The sequence below is a fragment of the Methylosinus sp. sav-2 genome, assembly GCF_004366495.1.
Classification (GTDB): Bacteria; Pseudomonadota; Alphaproteobacteria; order Rhizobiales; family Beijerinckiaceae; genus Methylosinus.
Map to the genome: position 1 here is coordinate 743,337 of NZ_SOEJ01000001.1, position 15,253 is coordinate 758,589.

At 64.3% G+C, this 15,253-nt stretch carries 13 protein-coding genes; 11 read left to right on the plus strand and 2 right to left on the minus strand.

What is annotated here, in order from left to right:
- Nucleotides 1-4: 4 nt before the first annotated feature.
- Nucleotides 5-1,459, minus strand: coding sequence for an amino acid permease (locus tag EDE12_RS03425; RefSeq protein WP_026599684.1), 1,455 nt, complete (start codon nucleotides 1,457-1,459; stop codon nucleotides 5-7).
- A 310-nt stretch (nucleotides 1,460-1,769) separates the two neighbouring features.
- On the opposite strand from EDE12_RS03425, the gene EDE12_RS03430 reads away from it, so the two are divergent.
- Complete coding sequence (locus EDE12_RS03430) at nucleotides 1,770-2,741, plus strand: LLM class flavin-dependent oxidoreductase (RefSeq protein ID WP_024881610.1); 972 nt, start codon at nucleotides 1,770-1,772, stop codon at nucleotides 2,739-2,741.
- A gap of 79 nt (nucleotides 2,742-2,820) precedes the next feature.
- On the opposite strand, the gene EDE12_RS03435 is transcribed toward EDE12_RS03430, so the two are convergent.
- Entirely contained in the window at nucleotides 2,821-3,315 is a 495-nt protein-coding gene (locus EDE12_RS03435; RefSeq protein ID WP_026599683.1) for a heme-binding protein, read from the minus strand.
- Nucleotides 3,316-3,613: 298 nt separating this feature from the next.
- Here EDE12_RS03435 and EDE12_RS03440 point away from each other — a divergent pair, with 298 nt between their 5' ends.
- From EDE12_RS03440 to EDE12_RS03485, 10 genes are all read left to right on the plus strand, one after another.
- Nucleotides 3,614-4,243, plus strand: a complete 630-nt coding sequence (locus tag EDE12_RS03440; RefSeq protein WP_026599682.1) for an XRE family transcriptional regulator — start codon at nucleotides 3,614-3,616, stop codon at nucleotides 4,241-4,243.
- Between the two features lie 246 nt (nucleotides 4,244-4,489).
- On the plus strand, nucleotides 4,490-5,437 hold the full coding sequence (locus tag EDE12_RS03445) for a family 2A encapsulin nanocompartment shell protein (RefSeq protein ID WP_024881607.1): 948 nt from the start codon (nucleotides 4,490-4,492) through the stop codon (nucleotides 5,435-5,437).
- Nucleotides 5,438-5,622: 185 nt separating this feature from the next.
- The gene (locus EDE12_RS03450) at nucleotides 5,623-7,833 is read left to right on the plus strand and encodes a family 2A encapsulin nanocompartment cargo protein cysteine desulfurase (RefSeq protein WP_026599681.1); all 2,211 of its coding nucleotides are present in this window, start codon (nucleotides 5,623-5,625) and stop codon (nucleotides 7,831-7,833) included.
- 266 nt (nucleotides 7,834-8,099) lie between these two features.
- Nucleotides 8,100-8,543 (plus strand): Rrf2 family transcriptional regulator, encoded by a 444-nt coding sequence (locus EDE12_RS03455; RefSeq protein WP_024881605.1) that lies wholly within the window; start codon nucleotides 8,100-8,102, stop codon nucleotides 8,541-8,543.
- Nucleotides 8,544-8,815: 272 nt separating this feature from the next.
- Nucleotides 8,816-11,152 (plus strand): DUF1549 and DUF1553 domain-containing protein, encoded by a 2,337-nt coding sequence (locus tag EDE12_RS03460; RefSeq protein ID WP_026599680.1) that lies wholly within the window; start codon nucleotides 8,816-8,818, stop codon nucleotides 11,150-11,152.
- 38 nt (nucleotides 11,153-11,190) lie between these two features.
- Nucleotides 11,191-12,648 carry a DUF1501 domain-containing protein gene (locus EDE12_RS03465; protein ID WP_026599679.1) on the plus strand — a complete coding sequence of 486 codons (1,458 nt, stop codon included), beginning with the start codon at nucleotides 11,191-11,193 and terminating at the stop codon, nucleotides 12,646-12,648.
- A 136-nt stretch (nucleotides 12,649-12,784) separates the two neighbouring features.
- Complete coding sequence (locus tag EDE12_RS03470; protein ID WP_024881602.1) at nucleotides 12,785-13,198, plus strand: hypothetical protein; 414 nt, start codon at nucleotides 12,785-12,787, stop codon at nucleotides 13,196-13,198.
- Nucleotides 13,199-13,218: 20 nt separating this feature from the next.
- Nucleotides 13,219-14,109 carry a dienelactone hydrolase family protein gene (locus EDE12_RS03475; protein WP_026599678.1) on the plus strand — a complete coding sequence of 297 codons (891 nt, stop codon included), beginning with the start codon at nucleotides 13,219-13,221 and terminating at the stop codon, nucleotides 14,107-14,109.
- A 20-nt stretch (nucleotides 14,110-14,129) separates the two neighbouring features.
- Nucleotides 14,130-14,672 carry a sulfurtransferase gene (locus tag EDE12_RS03480; protein WP_024881600.1) on the plus strand — a complete coding sequence of 181 codons (543 nt, stop codon included), beginning with the start codon at nucleotides 14,130-14,132 and terminating at the stop codon, nucleotides 14,670-14,672.
- Nucleotides 14,673-14,679: 7 nt separating this feature from the next.
- Nucleotides 14,680-15,243: a peroxiredoxin gene (locus EDE12_RS03485; protein WP_026599677.1), complete on the plus strand. Its 564-nt coding sequence runs from the start codon at nucleotides 14,680-14,682 to the stop codon at nucleotides 15,241-15,243.
- Nucleotides 15,244-15,253 lie beyond the last annotated feature (10 nt).

Here is a 15,253-nt window from a genome sequence, read left to right on the forward strand (position 1 = left end):
CGCCTCACCTGCGGCGGGTGCGCAGGCTGCCGTAGAAATAATAGAGCGCGAGCCCGGCCGCCATCCAGACGAAGAGGCGGATCCAGGTTTCGATCGGCAGCGCGCCCATCAGCGCGAGGCAGGAGAAAATGCCGCAAATCGGCACCCATGGAATGCCAGGAGCGCGGAAGGGGCGATGCAGTTCCGGCCGGTTGCGACGCAGATAGAGCACCGCGCCGCAGACGAGCGCGAAAGCGGAGAGCGTGCCGATCGACACCATCTCGTCGAGAATCTCTATGGGGAAGAGGCCGGCGGCGATCGCCACCAGCATGCCGACGACGATCTGGCTGATCGCCGGCGTTTTATAGACCGGGTGCAGCCTGGCGAAGACGGGCGGCAGCATGCCGTCATGCGCCATGGAGTAGAAGACGCGCGTCTGGCCGAAGAGCAGCGCCAGAATGACGGTGGTGAGGCCGGCGAGCGCGCCGATCTTGACGGTCCAGGCCATCCAGGGGGCGCCGGTGGCGTCCATCGCCACGGCGATCGGGTCCGGCACATTGAGCGCCGTGTAGGAGACGACGCCCGTCGCCACGCCGGCGACGCCGATGAACAGCACGGTGCAGATGGCGAGCGAGCCGATGATGCCGATCGGCACGTCGCGCTGCGGCAGCTTCGCCTCCTGCGCCGCCGTCGAGACGGCGTCGAAGCCGATATAGGAGAAGAAGACGACGGAGGCGCCGCGCAGCACGCCGCTCCAGCCGAAATGGCCGAATTCCCCGGTGTTCTCGGGCACGAAAGGCGTCCAATGCGCCGTGTCGATATAGGAGACGCCGAAGAAGATGACGATCAGCACCACGCCGAGCTTCAGGAAGACGATGAAATTATTGAACATGGAGGATTCGCGCGTGCCGCGCGCCAAGAGCAGCGAGAGCGCCAATATCACCAGCGCGGCCGGCAGGTTGAAGACTCCATGGCCGGCCTCGGAGAAATAGGCGGTGGTCCATTGTGGCGGCAAATTTATGCCGATTCCATGCAGCACGCGGTTGAAATAGCCTGCCCAGCCGACCGCCACCGTCGCGGCGCCGAGCCCATATTCGAGCACGAGATCCCAGCCGATGATCCAGGCGAAGATCTCGCCGAGCGTGGCGTAAGTATAGGTGTAGGCGCTGCCCGAGACGGGAATGAGCGCGGCGAGCTCCGAATAGCAGAGCGCCACGAAAGCGCAGGCGAGTCCCGCGAGCGCGAAGGAGATGACGACGCCCGGCCCGGCGAATTTCGCCGCCACAGTGCCGGTGAGCACGAATATGCCGGCGCCGATGATGCCGCCTATGCCGAGCGCGGTGAGCGAGACCGGCCCGAGCGCGCGCGCGAAATTGGCGCCTTCCTCGAGGTGATTTTCAGCGAGAATTTCGTCTACGCTCTTGCGGGCGAAAAAATTGCGCGTCGGCGCGGATGCGCCGGTCGTCGTGTCTTGCACCACGAGAAGACCCCTTCTCAGCGAATGGCGTTCGCGCGAAAGCGCGCGGCCCCTGATCGGGGCGGGATTATGGTTGCGCTGTGAAAAGGTTACAAGAGGCGCAGGCTCGAGCGGGCGTCATCGTGGGCGTCGTCCCGGGCGTTGTCGCATTTCCGACGCGGGCCTCGCGTCGAAGGCGTGGGCGAAACGGCTCGCGCGGCGGAAGCTCGCAGTTCTGCGCATAAAAATCGAGGTTTTCGCACGGGCGGCTCGGTTGTTGCAGGACTTACGTTCAATTTCCCCGGCGCGTGGCCGGGCCAGCTGGAGCGGCGCGATGAATCCGCGTTTTGGTTACCTGTGCCTGTTCGACAATCCGACCTTGGAGGCGGGCCGCGCATTGACGCGCCAGCTCATATTGGTGCGCGAAGCCGAGCGCATGCGCTTCGACGATATCTGGTTCGCCGAACGTCATTTCGACGATTATTTTCCGAGCGGCGCCAACTCTGTCATGCTCGGCTATGCGGCAGGCGTCACGATGCGGGCGCGCATCGGCTCGGCGTCCTTTCTGCCGGCGCTGCGCGATCCGATCCAGCTCGCCGAAGATGTCGCCAGCATCGATCTCTTGACCAAGGGCCGGTTCAGCTTCGGCGTCGCCAGCGGCGCCGATTTTCCCAAGCAGACGGTCAATTTCGGCGTCGCGCCGGAAGACGCCAACGAGCGCGGCCTGGAGGCGTTGGAGCTCGTCGAGCGCCTGCTGCTGGAGAGCGAGGTCACGCATAAGGGCAAATATTTCCAGGTGGAGAAGCTGAGCCTCTCGCCGCGGCCGGAGCAGAAGGTTCCGACCTGGATCGCGACGACGACGGAGAGCACGATCCGCCTCGCTGCGCGCAAGGGCTATGGGCTCATGGCGTCGGCGACCTGCACGAATGACGAGCTGCATCGCATTCTCGGCGTCTACAAAGACGAGGCGCCCGACGGCGACCCGCGTCTGGTGCTCGCGCGCTTCGGCTTTGCGACACAGGAACGCGCCGAGGCGGTGTCGATCGCGACCCCCTATCTCGAGGATTTCTGCGCCAAGGCCAACGCCGCGCGCGCCGAGGGCGAGGCGGCGCTCGATCCGCAGGCGCTTTTGTCCATGTCGCTGGTCGGCAGCTTCAAGGAGGTCGCGGATCGGGTGAACAGCCTGAACGAGGAGTTCGGCGTGCATGGCATAGCGATGGCGCCCACCACCTCGCAATTCGACACGGTGAAGCGCTGTCTCGCGGCTTTCGTCGACGAGATTCGTCTGCGTCTGCCGGTGGATTGATCGAGCGCTTTCCGATCGAACGGAAAGCTCTCTCGAGGCGAGAGAGCCGCTCGGTCGAGCGGCTCTCCGAGCTGTTGCTCTATTTGAGCTGGTCGGCGACCTTGTCGATGCCGGCCTTGGCGCAGGCCTCGTCCTTGTCGCCGCCCGGCGCGCCGGAGACGCCGACGGCGCCTATGACCACATCGCCCGCCTTGATCGGCAGAGCGCCCTGCGCCGCGATCACATTGGCGAGATGCACGGCGCTCAGCGTCGGATTGTCCTTCACGCGCTGCGCGAATTCACCCGACGGCGTGCGGAAGGTGCGCGAGGTGTAGGCCTTGCGATGGCTGTTCTCGAAAGTATGCGGCGAGGAGCCGTCGCCGCGAATGGCGATGAGGATCTGGCCCTGCTCGCCGACGACGGTGACCGAGATGCGATAGCCCTGCTGATAGCAGACGTCATAGGCGGTCTGCGCAATGACCAGCGCGGTCGGGGTCGGCAAGATCTTCTGTGTGAGCAGCTCGGCGTTGGCGGGCGCCGCAGTCGCGGCGACGGCGCCGAGAGCGACGAAAGAGGCGAGGAGTTTCGACGGCATGGGCTCTCCGGGGAAGAGGAAATTCTGCTCCGCATCCCGATGGGGATGATAAGCCTATCAATGTTATAGAATTAATTAGCCGTCAAGGCCACGCTCCTGAGCAGGTGACGGCATGATCTCGGTCGCGAACACGCCGCCAGGCGCAGTGAGCATTCTCCTAAAATGCAAAGAAAAGAACGAAAAATCCGCAGTGTGTCGAATAGGTCGCGCTCGCCGAAGAAAAGCCGCGAGCCCGTCATAATTCTTGACCAGGGCTGGAATGGCAGATTAAAAAATATTTAGAAAATAGGAGTTGTCGATGAGTAGATTCCGTCGTTCGTCCGACTCCGATCCAACCCGCAACGAAGGCTCCGAGCGCCTCGCCGATACGGTGGCGCAGCGCCTCGGGCGGCTGATCGCGCGCAAAGGCCGCACGCTCGAGCGGCTCGCCGAGCTGAGCGGCGTCGAGCTGGACGAGCTGCGGTCGATCGAGTCCGGGGCCAAGGCGCCGACGATCGCCCATTTATGGCGCATCGCCAATGCGATCGGCGTTCCCTTCGGCAGCCTCGTCGCCTCGCAGGAGCGCAGCGGCGTGCTCGTCATGCGCAAGGCCAGCCCGCGGCTGATCGGCTCTCAGGACGGCAATTTTCTCTCGCGGCCCTTGTTTCCCTATGACAGCGCCCGGCCGGTGGAATTCTATGAGGTGACGATCGCGCCGCTGCATCAGGAGCGCGCCGAGGCCCATGCTCCCGGCGCGAAGGAGACGCTGGTCGTCGCGCAGGGCGAGATCGAGATCATCGCTGGCCGCGAGCCGCCGGTGACGCTCGCCACGGGCGACGCCGTCGATTTTCTCGCCGATGTGCCGCACAGCTATCGCAATCTCGGCGAGACGCCGGCGAGCTTCTTTCTCGTCATGTCCTATGCCCCGGCCGAGGCGGGCGAGGCGTGAAGGCGAAGCTCACACACCATATCGTTCTTGTAGACGTATAGTAAGTGAATATAAAAGGATAAGTATTTGAAAGTAGTAAAATTTTCTACTTTGAATACTATTGATTTGCCTGGGGGACGACTGTAGTTATCGCTCGCGGTTCGGATTCGTCCCGCCGCGCTTTTTCGATGACGGCCGACGTTTATCGGCGTCCGCGCGAGCTAAAGCTCGCGTCGACGCCGGGCGCATCGTTCGAGGAATGAACCCATGACCACGGAACCAGAAGTCCGGCGGACGCTGAGCGAATCTGCGGCCCGCCAGCTCGCCAATGCGACCAAGACGAGAGCGCAGTGGTCGGGCATTACGCCGCGCTGGCTCGTGTCCTTTCTGCCTTGGACGCCCGTCGAGGCCGGCATCTACCGGCTGAACCGCGTCAAGGAGGAGGGCGCCCTCACCGACGCCGACGTGACCTGCAGCCCGGCCCGCGACCGCGACGCCGATCTGCCGGAGACCTTCGTCGATTACGAGGATCATCCGCGCGAATATTCGATGAATGCGGTCACGACCGTGCTCGACGTGCAGACCCGCGTCTCCGACCTCTACAGCCATCCTTACGATCAGATCCAGGAGCAGGTCCGGCTGCTCACGGAGAAGGTCAAGGAGCGGCAGGAGAGCGAGCTCATCAACAATGCCGAATACGGCCTGCTCGCCAACGTGCATCCGTCCATGAAAATCAGGACGCGGACGGGCGCGCCGACGCCGGACGATCTCGACGAGCTCATCACCAAGGTCTGGAAGGAGCCGGCCTTCTTCCTCGCGCATCCGCGCGCCATCGCGGCCTTCGGTCGCGAATGCACCCGCCGCGGCGTGCCGCCGCCGACCGTCACCCTGTTCGGCTCGCCCTTCATCACCTGGCGCGGCCTGCCCTTGGTGCCGAGCGACAAGCTCTTCATCGACGAGTCCGGCAAGACCAATATTCTGCTGCTGCGCACGGGCGAGAAGAAGCAGGGCGTGATCGGCCTGTTCCAGCCGGGCATTCCCGGCGAGGTCGCGCCGAGCCTCTCGGTGCGCTTCATGGGCATCAACCGCAAGGCCATCGCCTCCTATCTCATCTCGCTCTATTGCTCGGCCGCCGTGCTGACGCATGACGCGCTCGGCGTGCTCGAGGGCGTCGAGGTGGGCAAGTTCCACGATTACGGCGACAAATACGTCTGAGCGCATCGGGTCCCGCTTCGGCGGAACCCGAGTGATCGGCTGAAGCTTTCCTCATCCTGAGGAGGCGGCATAGCCGCCGTCTCGAAGGACGAGGAATGCTTCATTCGCCATCTTCTGGCGCTCGCGGGTGACGCTCTTGCGGCTTCTTGCGACGGAAGAGCTTTCGACAGAGACGAGGAATGATCATGTCTTCTGCGCCGTCCAATTCCGCGGCCTTCGGCGCCACCGCGCCGGATGCGCCCTCCGAGGAGACGCTGACGCGCCATGGAGCGCCGGCCTTTCCAGATCCGGCCATGATCGCTCGCCTCGCCAATGCTTTTTTCCAGGCCTCGCCGCAGGCTTCGTCCAGCGAGTCTCCGGCGACGCTCTCTCCCGGCGCGCCCATTGTGCCGCCGATGCAGCCCGAGGCGCCGGCGCCCTCCATCGTCACCAGCGTCGCGCCCTATGCCCCGGCGCGGGCGCCCGTGGGGCCGCCGGACGTTCCGCCGACGACGATTCCCTCCATCGCGCCGACGCCCAATCTCTCCGCGCCCTCGGCGCCGGTCGGCTTGCAGCCGGCGGTCCCGCCCTATGGGCTCTCGGATGTTCCCCAGCCGGGCGCTTCCGCCGGGGCCTTCGAGCCGGGAAGCCCTTCGGCGGCGGCGATCGATTATTCCGCCATTCCCAACACGCTGGCGCAATATGGCGGCGCCGCGCCCGTGCAGGCGCCGGCGCCCTATGGCGGTTATGATCCCGACTCCGTTCCGGGCGGCGTGAAGGCCGCGCCGGTGGACAATCTCTATTTCCTGCATGAGCGCGCGCCCGCGGTCGCGCCGGGCTCCGTTCCCGCGGACCCGTCGCTCTCGCTCGTCGACCGCTATGACGCCGATGTCGCGCCGGCGCCCGCCACGCCCGATGCGGCGCCGGAGAGCTTCGCCTATTCCGGCCCCTCGGAGGCCGATCCGCATCGCGTGTCGGACGCTTTCGCGCTGGGGACGCCCAATGTCGCAATGCCGGAAATCTCCGGCCAGGAGCGCAGCTTCGCGCCCGGCGCCGCCGGCCCCGCCGCGACCGATTCACTCTATTTCCTCGATCGCGCCGGCGCCGTTCCCGCCACGCCGAAGACGGCGCCGCAGGAGCCGCAGGGCTATGCGCCGCAGCTCTCCGCCAGCGCGCCGGCGAGCAGAGCCGCTTTCGACCCCTATGCGGTGAAGCGCGACTTCCCCATTCTGCAGCAGCAGGTGCATGGCAAGCCGCTGGTCTGGCTCGACAATGCGGCGACGACGCAAAAGCCGCAGGCCGTCATCGATCGGCTCGCGCATTTCTACGAATATGAGAATTCCAACATTCATCGCGCGGCCCATGCGCTGGCGGCGCGCTCGACCGACGCCTATGAGGCCGCGCGCGAGAAGGTGCGCCGCTTCTTGAAGGCGCCTTCGGTCAAGGACATCATCTTCGTGCGCGGCGCGACCGAGGCGATCAATCTCGTCGCCCAGGCCTGGGGCCGGCGCAATGTGCAGGCGGGCGACGAGATCGTCGTCTCCTGGCTCGAGCATCACGCCAATATCGTGCCCTGGCAGCAGCTCTGCGCCGAGAAGGGCGCGCGGCTGCGCGTCGCGCCGGTGGATGATCGCGGCCAGATCATCCTCGAGGAATACGAGAAGCTGCTGAACCCCAAGACGCGAATCGTCTCGGTGACGCAGGTCTCCAATGCGCTCGGCACGGTGACTCCGGTGCGCGAGATCACCGCCATGGCGCATCGCCATGGCGCGCGCGTGCTCATCGACGGCGCGCAATCGGTCTCGCATATGCCGGTGGACGTGCAGTCGATCGGCTGCGACTTCTTCGTCTTCTCCGGTCATAAAGTGTTCGGCCCGACCGGAATCGGCGTCGTCTATGGCACGGACGAGGTTCTCGCCGACATGCCGCCCTGGCAGGGCGGCGGCAATATGATCGCCGACGTGACCTTCGAGAAGACCATCTATCAAGGTCCGCCGGAGCGTTTCGAGGCCGGCACCGGCAATATCGCCGACGCCGTGGGGCTCGGCGCCGCGCTCGACTATGTCGAATCGATCGGCATGGAGATCATCGCCCGCTACGAGCACGATCTCCTCGTCTATGCGACAGAGAAGATGCGCATGGTGCCCGGCCTCACTTTCATCGGCACGGCGGCGGAGAAGGCGAGCGTGCTCTCCTTCGTGCTCGACGGCCATCGCACCGAGGAGGTCGGCAAGGCGCTGGACCGCGAGGGGATAGCGGTGCGCGCCGGCCATCATTGCGCGCAGCCTATTCTGCGCCGCTTCGGCCTCGAGGCGACCGTGCGGCCGTCGCTCGCCTTCTACAATACATGCGCCGATGTCGATGCGCTGGTCGCCGCGCTCTTGCGCCTGCAGAGCGGACGCGCGGGCTTTCTCTGAGGGACGCCGCTCATCGCTCCTGGAGAGTGATCCGATCCAATCGGCTCGGATCACGCATCTCGATTCCAATCCCTGAGCGAATTCTGATCGATCGAACGATTCCGTTCGATCGGATCGCGCTCGCGCGGCGAGAAAAACCTTCTTTCGTGACGCCGGAGCGCATCGTCCCGATCTTCCTCCGAACGTTTTGACGAAAGGTCTATCGTCTTTATTGACTTCTTGACTCGCCACTAATAGTCTACTGTTTTTATAGACGAGGTGGCCAGGTGCTGACGAAAAAGGGCAAATACGGCATCAAAGCCATGAGCTATCTCGCGCGTTTCGAGCCGGGCCGAACCGTGCCGGTGCAAGAGATCGCGACGACGCAGCGCATCCCTAAAAAATTTCTGGACGCCATTCTCTGCGAGCTCCGCAATCTCGGCTATGTCAGCTCCAAAATGGGCAAGGGCGGCGGCTACACGCTGGCCCGCCCGGCCGAGACGATCACCGTCGGCAATATCATCCGCGCGCTCGACGGTCCGCTGGCGCCGCTGCCTTGCGCCAGCAAGACGCGCTACCAGCCCTGCGACGATTGCGTCGATGTCGAAAAATGCGCCGTCCGGCTGGTGATGCAGGATGCGCAACGGGCTCTGTCCGGCGTGCTCGACAATTGCACGCTCGCCCATGTTCGCGACCTCGCCGATGAGGTCGCGCTCTGCTACGAGATCTGATCTTCCAATCGCTTCGGAATTTCGCGTAAGGCGCCTCGGCGCGCGCCACGCCATGCGCGCGCCGACAGTCGCCGCATGCGCGCGACGACCTGCGAAACGTTGCTTTTCTCGATGAGAAGTCGATCTTCTTTGTAGACTTAATGGATATAGTCGCCTAAAGTCCCCCTCGAGCCACGAAGATGCGAGCGCGCAATGGTGCGCCGACGGAACGCGGTCGTCACGTAAGCATATGACGCCGATAGGCAATAGAGAAAAGACGAGGTTGCGGGCACATGACGAAGACCTTGAAACGATCCGTGATCGCAATGATGTTGAGCGCCTCCGCGGCGGCCCTCGCGATCGCCGAAGAGCAGAAGGCGCCGGCCGCCGCCACGACCGAGTCGCCGCGCGCGAGCAAGCCGCATTGGGCGTGGCAGCCGGCCTACCAGCCCTTCGCGCCGAATGTGCAGAAGAAGGATTGGTCGCATTCCTCCTTCGACGCTTTCGTGCTCTCCAAGATCGAGGCGCGCGGCCTGGCTCCCTCGCCGGACGCCGATCGCGCCACCTTCATCCGCCGTGCGACGTTGGACGCCTGGGGTCTCATCCCCACTCCTGCCGAGGTCGCGGCCTTCGAGAGCGATGCGAGCCCTGACGCCTATGAGAAGCTCATCGACCGCCTGCTCGCCTCGCCGCGCTATGGCGAGCGCCAGGCTCGCTTCTGGCTCGACCTCGCGCGCTACGCCGACAGCACCGGCTTCCAGAACGACAATAACCGGCCGAACATGTTTCGCTATCGCGATTACGTGATCAAGTCGTTCAACGAGGACAAGTCCTATTCGCAGTTCATCCGCGAGCAGATCGCGGCGGACGAGATTGCGCCCGGCAATCAGGAGCTGCTGGTCGCGACCGGCTTCCTCGCCGGCTATCCGGACAACAGCAATTCGCGCGATCTGGTGCAGCGCAAATATCAGATCACCACGGATATGGTCGACACGGTCGGCCAGGCGATCCTCGGCACGACGGTCGGCTGCGCGCGCTGCCACAATCACAAGACCGATAAATTCACGCAGAAGGATTATTATTCGCTGCAGGCCTTCTTCGCCAACACCGCCTTCGACGAGAAGGCGCCCGCCAATAAGGGCGAGGTGGAGGCCGAGTTCCTGAAGGAGCAGGCTGTCTATAACGAGGCGACCAAGAACATTCGCGCGCGGCAGAAGGAGATCATCGATTCGGTTCGCGAGGCGGCGCTCAAATATCACAAGGAGCGTTATCTGACCGACAGCCGCGAATCGATCTTCAAGGCGAAGGATCAGTGGAACGCGCTCGACCGCTGGGTCAATCACCGGCTCGACGAGGTGACAAACGACGCCGCGCTCGCCGGCTTCCTGCGCTACGCCGCCGACGACAAGAGCGCGCCGGAGCACAGCGAGGAGATCGTCAAAAAGGCGGACGAATATCAGAAGCTCACGCAGGAGCTGCGCAAGTTCCAGAATCTGCGCTCGAACAAAGGCTCGCTGACCTACACCGCCGCCACCGAGCTCGGCCATAGCGACGCGCCGCCCACGCATATTCTCTTTGTCGGCAATCACGAGAAGCCGCTCGACGAGGTGCAGCCCGCCTTCCCGGAGGGCATCACGAGCGAGCTTCCCGACATCAAGCCGACGGCGACCTCCTCCGGCCGCCGCACCGCGCTCGCCGACTGGCTGGTGAGCGAAAAGAATCCGCTCACCGCGCGCGTCTTCGTCAATCGTGTGTGGAACCAATATTTCGGCAAGGGCATCGTCGGCACGGTCAGCGATTTCGGCAAGGCCGGCGACAAGCCGACCAATCAGGAGCTGCTCGACCATCTCGCCTTCACTTTCGTGAAGGACGGCTGGAGCGTGAAGCGGCTGCATCGCTCCATTCTGCTCTCGGCGACCTATCGCCAGTCCTCTGACTATCGCGAGGATGTCGCCAAGGCCGATCCCGAGAACAAGCTGCTCGCCGTCTTTCCGCGCAAGCGCCTCGAGGCGGAGGAGATTCGTGATTCGATCCTGCTGGCGTCCGGCAGCCTGAACGAGCATATCGGCGGACCGAGCGTGTTTCCGCCCATTCCCGCCAATCTCATCGGCGGCGGCAATTTCAACAACACCGATCCCGCCTGGGCGACGTCGAAAGACCCGCAGGACTACACGCGCCGCAGCCTCTATATCTTCACGCGGCGCAGCCTGCCCTATCCGCTGCTCGAAACCTTCGACATGGCGAATCCGCAGCAGATCCACAGCAAGCGTGACGTGACGACGACGCCGCTGCAGGCGCTGACGCTCTACAACAGCGATCTCATCTTCCAATGGTCGCAGGCGCTGGCGGGTCGCGTGATCGAGGAGGCCGGCGACAATGAGGCCGCGCAGCTCGATCGGCTCTATCTCGTGCTGTTCGGCCGCAAGCCGAGCGAGCCGGAGGTGAAGGCGCTGCACGCCTTCCTCGATCAGCATCAGAAGACGATCGCCGAGAAGGCCGAGAACGGCAAGCTCTCGATTGCTGTGCCGGTGACGACGAAAGCGCATTTCGTCGATCCGCTGCGCGCTTCGGCCTTCGTCGATCTCGTGCACACGGTCGTGAACAGCAACGACTTCGTCTACCGCTTCTAAAAGACACCACAGCAATCTGAACCGAGGGGAGCAGACAAATGCTCATCAAGACATCGCGTCGCGAATGGCTGCGCAGCGCAGCCTATGGAGTGGGTGGTTTCGCCGTCGGCGGCATGATGCCGGGCGGCGGCTGGCTCGGCGTTCCGCAGGCCAATGCGGCGACTTTCGTCGATCCGCTGGCGTCCAAGCAGCCGCATTTTCCGGCCAAGGTGAAATCGGTCATCTGGCTGCATATGGACGGCGCGCCCAGCACGCTCGATCTCTATGACTATAAGCCCGAGCTCGAGCGCCTCGCCGGCCAGGACATTCCAGCCTCCTTCCTCGAGGGCATCAAGACCTCGACACAGGGCGGCGTCGGCAAGCTCTTCGTCTCCAACAAGCGCAGCTGGAAGCAATATGGCCAGAGCGGCGCCTGGTTCTCCGACCTGCTGCCGAATCTCGCGCAACAGGCCGACAAGCTGACCTTCGTCAAATCGAGCGTCACCGTCGGCGCCACGCATGACATCTCGATCCTGAAGCTCAACACCGGCGATCTTTCCCCCGGCCGGCCGTCGCTCGGCGCCTGGGTCGCTTATGCGCTCGGCTCGGCCAATCCAGATCTGCCGCCCTATGTCGTGCTCTATGGCGGCCAGCGCGAGCCGCGCGCGGGCTCGGTCAATTGGAGCTCGGGATTCCTGCCGGCGGTCTACCAGGGCACGGCCTTCCGTCCGGGCGCGCAGCCGATCCTGCATCAGGCGCCGCCGGAGCTGATCGGCCCGCAGCAGCAGCGCGAGAGCCTCGACCTGCTGCATCAGCTGAACGATATTCGCTCCGCTGCGCGGCCGCAGGACAGCGAGCTCGCCGCGCGCACCAATTCTTATGATCTCGCCTATCGCATGGAAGCGACCGCGCCCGAGGCCGTCGATCTCTCCAAAGAGACCGCCGCCACCAAGGCGCTCTACGGCCTCGACGACGAGGCGACGCGCGACATGGGCACGGTGCTGCTGCGCGCCCGTCGTCTCGTCGAGCGCAACGTGCGCTTCGTGCATGTCGTGTCGGGTCCGATCGCGGGTCTCGGCCAGGGCGACGACGCCAGCTGGGACGCGCATCGTCAGCTCGAGAGCAATCACAGCGCCCATGCGCGCGCGATCGACAAGCCGGTCGCCGGCCTGCTCGCCGATCTCCAGTCGCGCGGCCTTCTCGACGACACGCTCATCGTTTGGACGTCGGAGTTCGGGCGCACGCCTTACGGCCAGAGCGGCGACGGTCGCGACCATAATCCCTGGGGCTATACGCAATGGCTCGCCGGCGGCGGCCTGAAGCATGGCCTCACCTATGGCCACACCGACGAGATCGGCCTCAAGACCGTCGCGAATCCGGTCGACACCTATGACCTGCATGCGACCGTGCTGCAGCTCCTCGGGCTCGATCACCTCAAGACGATCTATCTGCGCGCCGGCCGCGCCGAGCGTCCGACGGTCGTCTACGGCAAGGTCGTGAACGACATTCTTGCCTGATCAGACTCGCCGGAGCCCTCGAGGCTCCGGCGCGGCACGCCGATCGAGCTCGCGGCGCGGCGGCGCGCGTCGCGAGATCGCAGCGGCGCGTCCTCGGCACAGACGAAACCTCGAGGCAGGATTGTAAGAAAGCGCCATGAGCCGCATCTCCGCTTATCGAAATTCTTATGCGCGTCTCGCCCTCTGCGCGATCCTGATCGCCACGCCGGCGCTGGCCGCCTTGGACCTGCGCGATTACGACGACGATCTGATGCGCGATCTCGAAAAGACGATCAAATATTTCGAGCCGGACATCACCGCGCAAAATTCGCAGGCCGCGAAAGAGGATGCGGAAGTGCTGCTCGACGGATTCCGCTATACGGAAGATTATTTCGCCAAGCGCGGCAAGGACGACGCGGTGGCGATCTCCCGTGACGGATCGCGCCTCATCGCCGATGTCGTCGCCAAGGTCGACAAAGGTGAGTTCGACGCCGCCGCCGCTTCCGCGCGCGAAGCGACGCAAGTCTGCAAAACCTGCCACGAAATTTACAAGCCCCGACTCGCACGTTGAGAGACCCGAGGAACAGACCCATGACGCGTAAGACCGCAAACGAGTTCCCGCCCGGAATATTGAAGCTCTTCGATCTTTTCGTGCATGGCGACATCGACCGTCGCGGCTTTGTCGAGGGCGCCAAGAAGATCGCCATCGGCGCCGCCGCCGCGACCGCCTTCCTCGACGAGCTGCTGCCGCGCTTCGCCGAGGCGGAGGTCGTCAAGAAGGACGATCCGCGCATCGTCGGCAAGACGCTCGAGGTTCCTTCGCCAGACGGAACTGGAACGGTGAAGGGCTATTTCGTCCAGCCCACCAAGGTGGAAGGCAAGCTGCCGACCGTCCTCGTCATCCACGAGAATCGCGGCCTCAATCCGCATATCGAGGACATCGCCCGCCGCCTCGCGCTGGCCAATTTCGTCGTCTTCGCGCCGGACGCGCTGGCGCCGCTCGGCGGCTATCCGGGCGACGAGGACAAGGCCCGCGAGCTCTTCACCAAGCTCGATCAGGCCAAGACGCGCAATGATTTCATCGCCGCCTATGGCGCGCTGAAGACCTGCCCGATCGGCAATGGCAAGGTCGGCGCGGTCGGCTTCTGCTATGGCGGCGGCGTCGTCAATTTCCTCGCCACCAAGCTGCCCGATCTCGCGGCCGGCGTTCCCTTCTATGGCGCCCAGCCGCCGGCCGAGGAGGTCGCCAAGATCAAATCCCCGCTGCTCATTCAATATGCGGGCGTCGACGATCGCATCAACTCCGGCTGGCCGGCCTATGAGACCGCGCTGAAAGCCGCGCATGTCGATTATCAGGCTTTCGTCTATCCGGGCGTGCAGCACGGTTTCAATAATGACACGACGCCGCGCTATGACGCCGCGGCCGCCGAGCTCGCCTGGAAGCGCACCGTCGATTTCTTCAATGCGCGTCTGCGCGCCTGAGAGAGAGAAAAGGAAATACCATGAGAGCCTCGACGCTCTTCCTCGGCCTGGCGCTCGGCGTGGCGTTTTTCGTCGCCGGCGCCGATGCGCAGCAAGCCACTGCGCCCGCCGCCCCCGCCGCGGCGCCCGTCACGCCGCAGAATGATCCGGCCTATACCTACAAGACCCTGCGCCTCAATCGCGCCGCCTTCGACGCTCTGCTGGCGAAGCCGGAGGATCTTCTGGTTCTGGACATTCGCCGGCCCGACGAGCTGACCAAGGTCGGCGGCTTCCCGGTTTATCTGAGCATCCAGACCAAAGAGGTTCAGAAATATCTCTCCTATATTCCGCGTGACCGTCTCATCGTCACCGTTTCCAATCGCGCGCATCGCGCCGGCGCCGTCGGCGATATTCTCGCCGGCCTCGGCTTTCATGTCGTCGGCGCGATCGGCGTGCTCGATTATCAGGACGAGGGCGGAACTCTGACCAAGATCGCGCCGCCGGCTCCCGCCGCGACGGCTGCGGTTGCTGCTCCCGCCGCCGCCCCTGCCGCCGCGGCGGCTCCCAACTCTGGCGCCAAGTGAGGCCAAGATGCGTAAGCTCGCGATTTTCACAGCTCTCTCGGTCGCTCTCGCGGCCGCCCCGGCCTCCGCTGCGTTGAAGACGGGCGCCTCGGCGCCCGATTTCAGCGCCCCCGCCGCCATAGGCGGAAAGGACTTCGTCTTCTCTCTGGCCGAGGCGTTGAAGAAAGGCCCCGTGGTCCTCTACTTCTACCCCAAATCCTTCACGCGCGGCTGCACGATCGAGGCGCATGAGTTCGCCGAGAATTACGACAATTTCGCCGCGGCCGGCGCTTCGCTGATCGGCGTCTCCGCCGATACGATCGAGACGCAGCGCGATTTCTCCACCAAAGAGTGCCGCGACAAGTTCCCCATTGCGGCGGACGCGAATTTTTCCGTCATCAACGCCTATGACGCCAAGCGCGACCGTCCGACGCAGAATGGCGACACGGTTTCCGACCGCATCTCTTACGTCGTGACGCCGGACGGCAAAATCGGCTTGACCTATGTCAGCTCGGACCCGATCAAGCATGTCTCGGAGACGCTCCAATTCGTGCGGCAGTGGCAGGAGAGCCACAAACCCGGCAAGATTTGAGCCTAGCGTT

Coding starts and splice junctions, on each gene's coding strand:
- EDE12_RS03430 (WP_024881610.1), top strand. CDS start 1,770: ATGAATCCGCGTTTTGGTTACCTGTGCCTGTTCGACAATCCGACCTTG.
- EDE12_RS03435 (WP_026599683.1), bottom strand. CDS start 3,315: ATGCCGTCGAAACTCCTCGCCTCTTTCGTCGCTCTCGGCGCCGTCGCC.
- EDE12_RS03440 (WP_026599682.1), top strand. CDS start 3,614: ATGAGTAGATTCCGTCGTTCGTCCGACTCCGATCCAACCCGCAACGAA.
- EDE12_RS03445 (WP_024881607.1), top strand. CDS start 4,490: ATGACCACGGAACCAGAAGTCCGGCGGACGCTGAGCGAATCTGCGGCC.
- EDE12_RS03450 (WP_026599681.1), top strand. CDS start 5,623: ATGTCTTCTGCGCCGTCCAATTCCGCGGCCTTCGGCGCCACCGCGCCG.
- EDE12_RS03460 (WP_026599680.1), top strand. CDS start 8,816: ATGACGAAGACCTTGAAACGATCCGTGATCGCAATGATGTTGAGCGCC.
- EDE12_RS03465 (WP_026599679.1), top strand. CDS start 11,191: ATGCTCATCAAGACATCGCGTCGCGAATGGCTGCGCAGCGCAGCCTAT.
- EDE12_RS03470 (WP_024881602.1), top strand. CDS start 12,785: ATGAGCCGCATCTCCGCTTATCGAAATTCTTATGCGCGTCTCGCCCTC.
- EDE12_RS03475 (WP_026599678.1), top strand. CDS start 13,219: ATGACGCGTAAGACCGCAAACGAGTTCCCGCCCGGAATATTGAAGCTC.
- EDE12_RS03480 (WP_024881600.1), top strand. CDS start 14,130: ATGAGAGCCTCGACGCTCTTCCTCGGCCTGGCGCTCGGCGTGGCGTTT.
- EDE12_RS03485 (WP_026599677.1), top strand. CDS start 14,680: ATGCGTAAGCTCGCGATTTTCACAGCTCTCTCGGTCGCTCTCGCGGCC.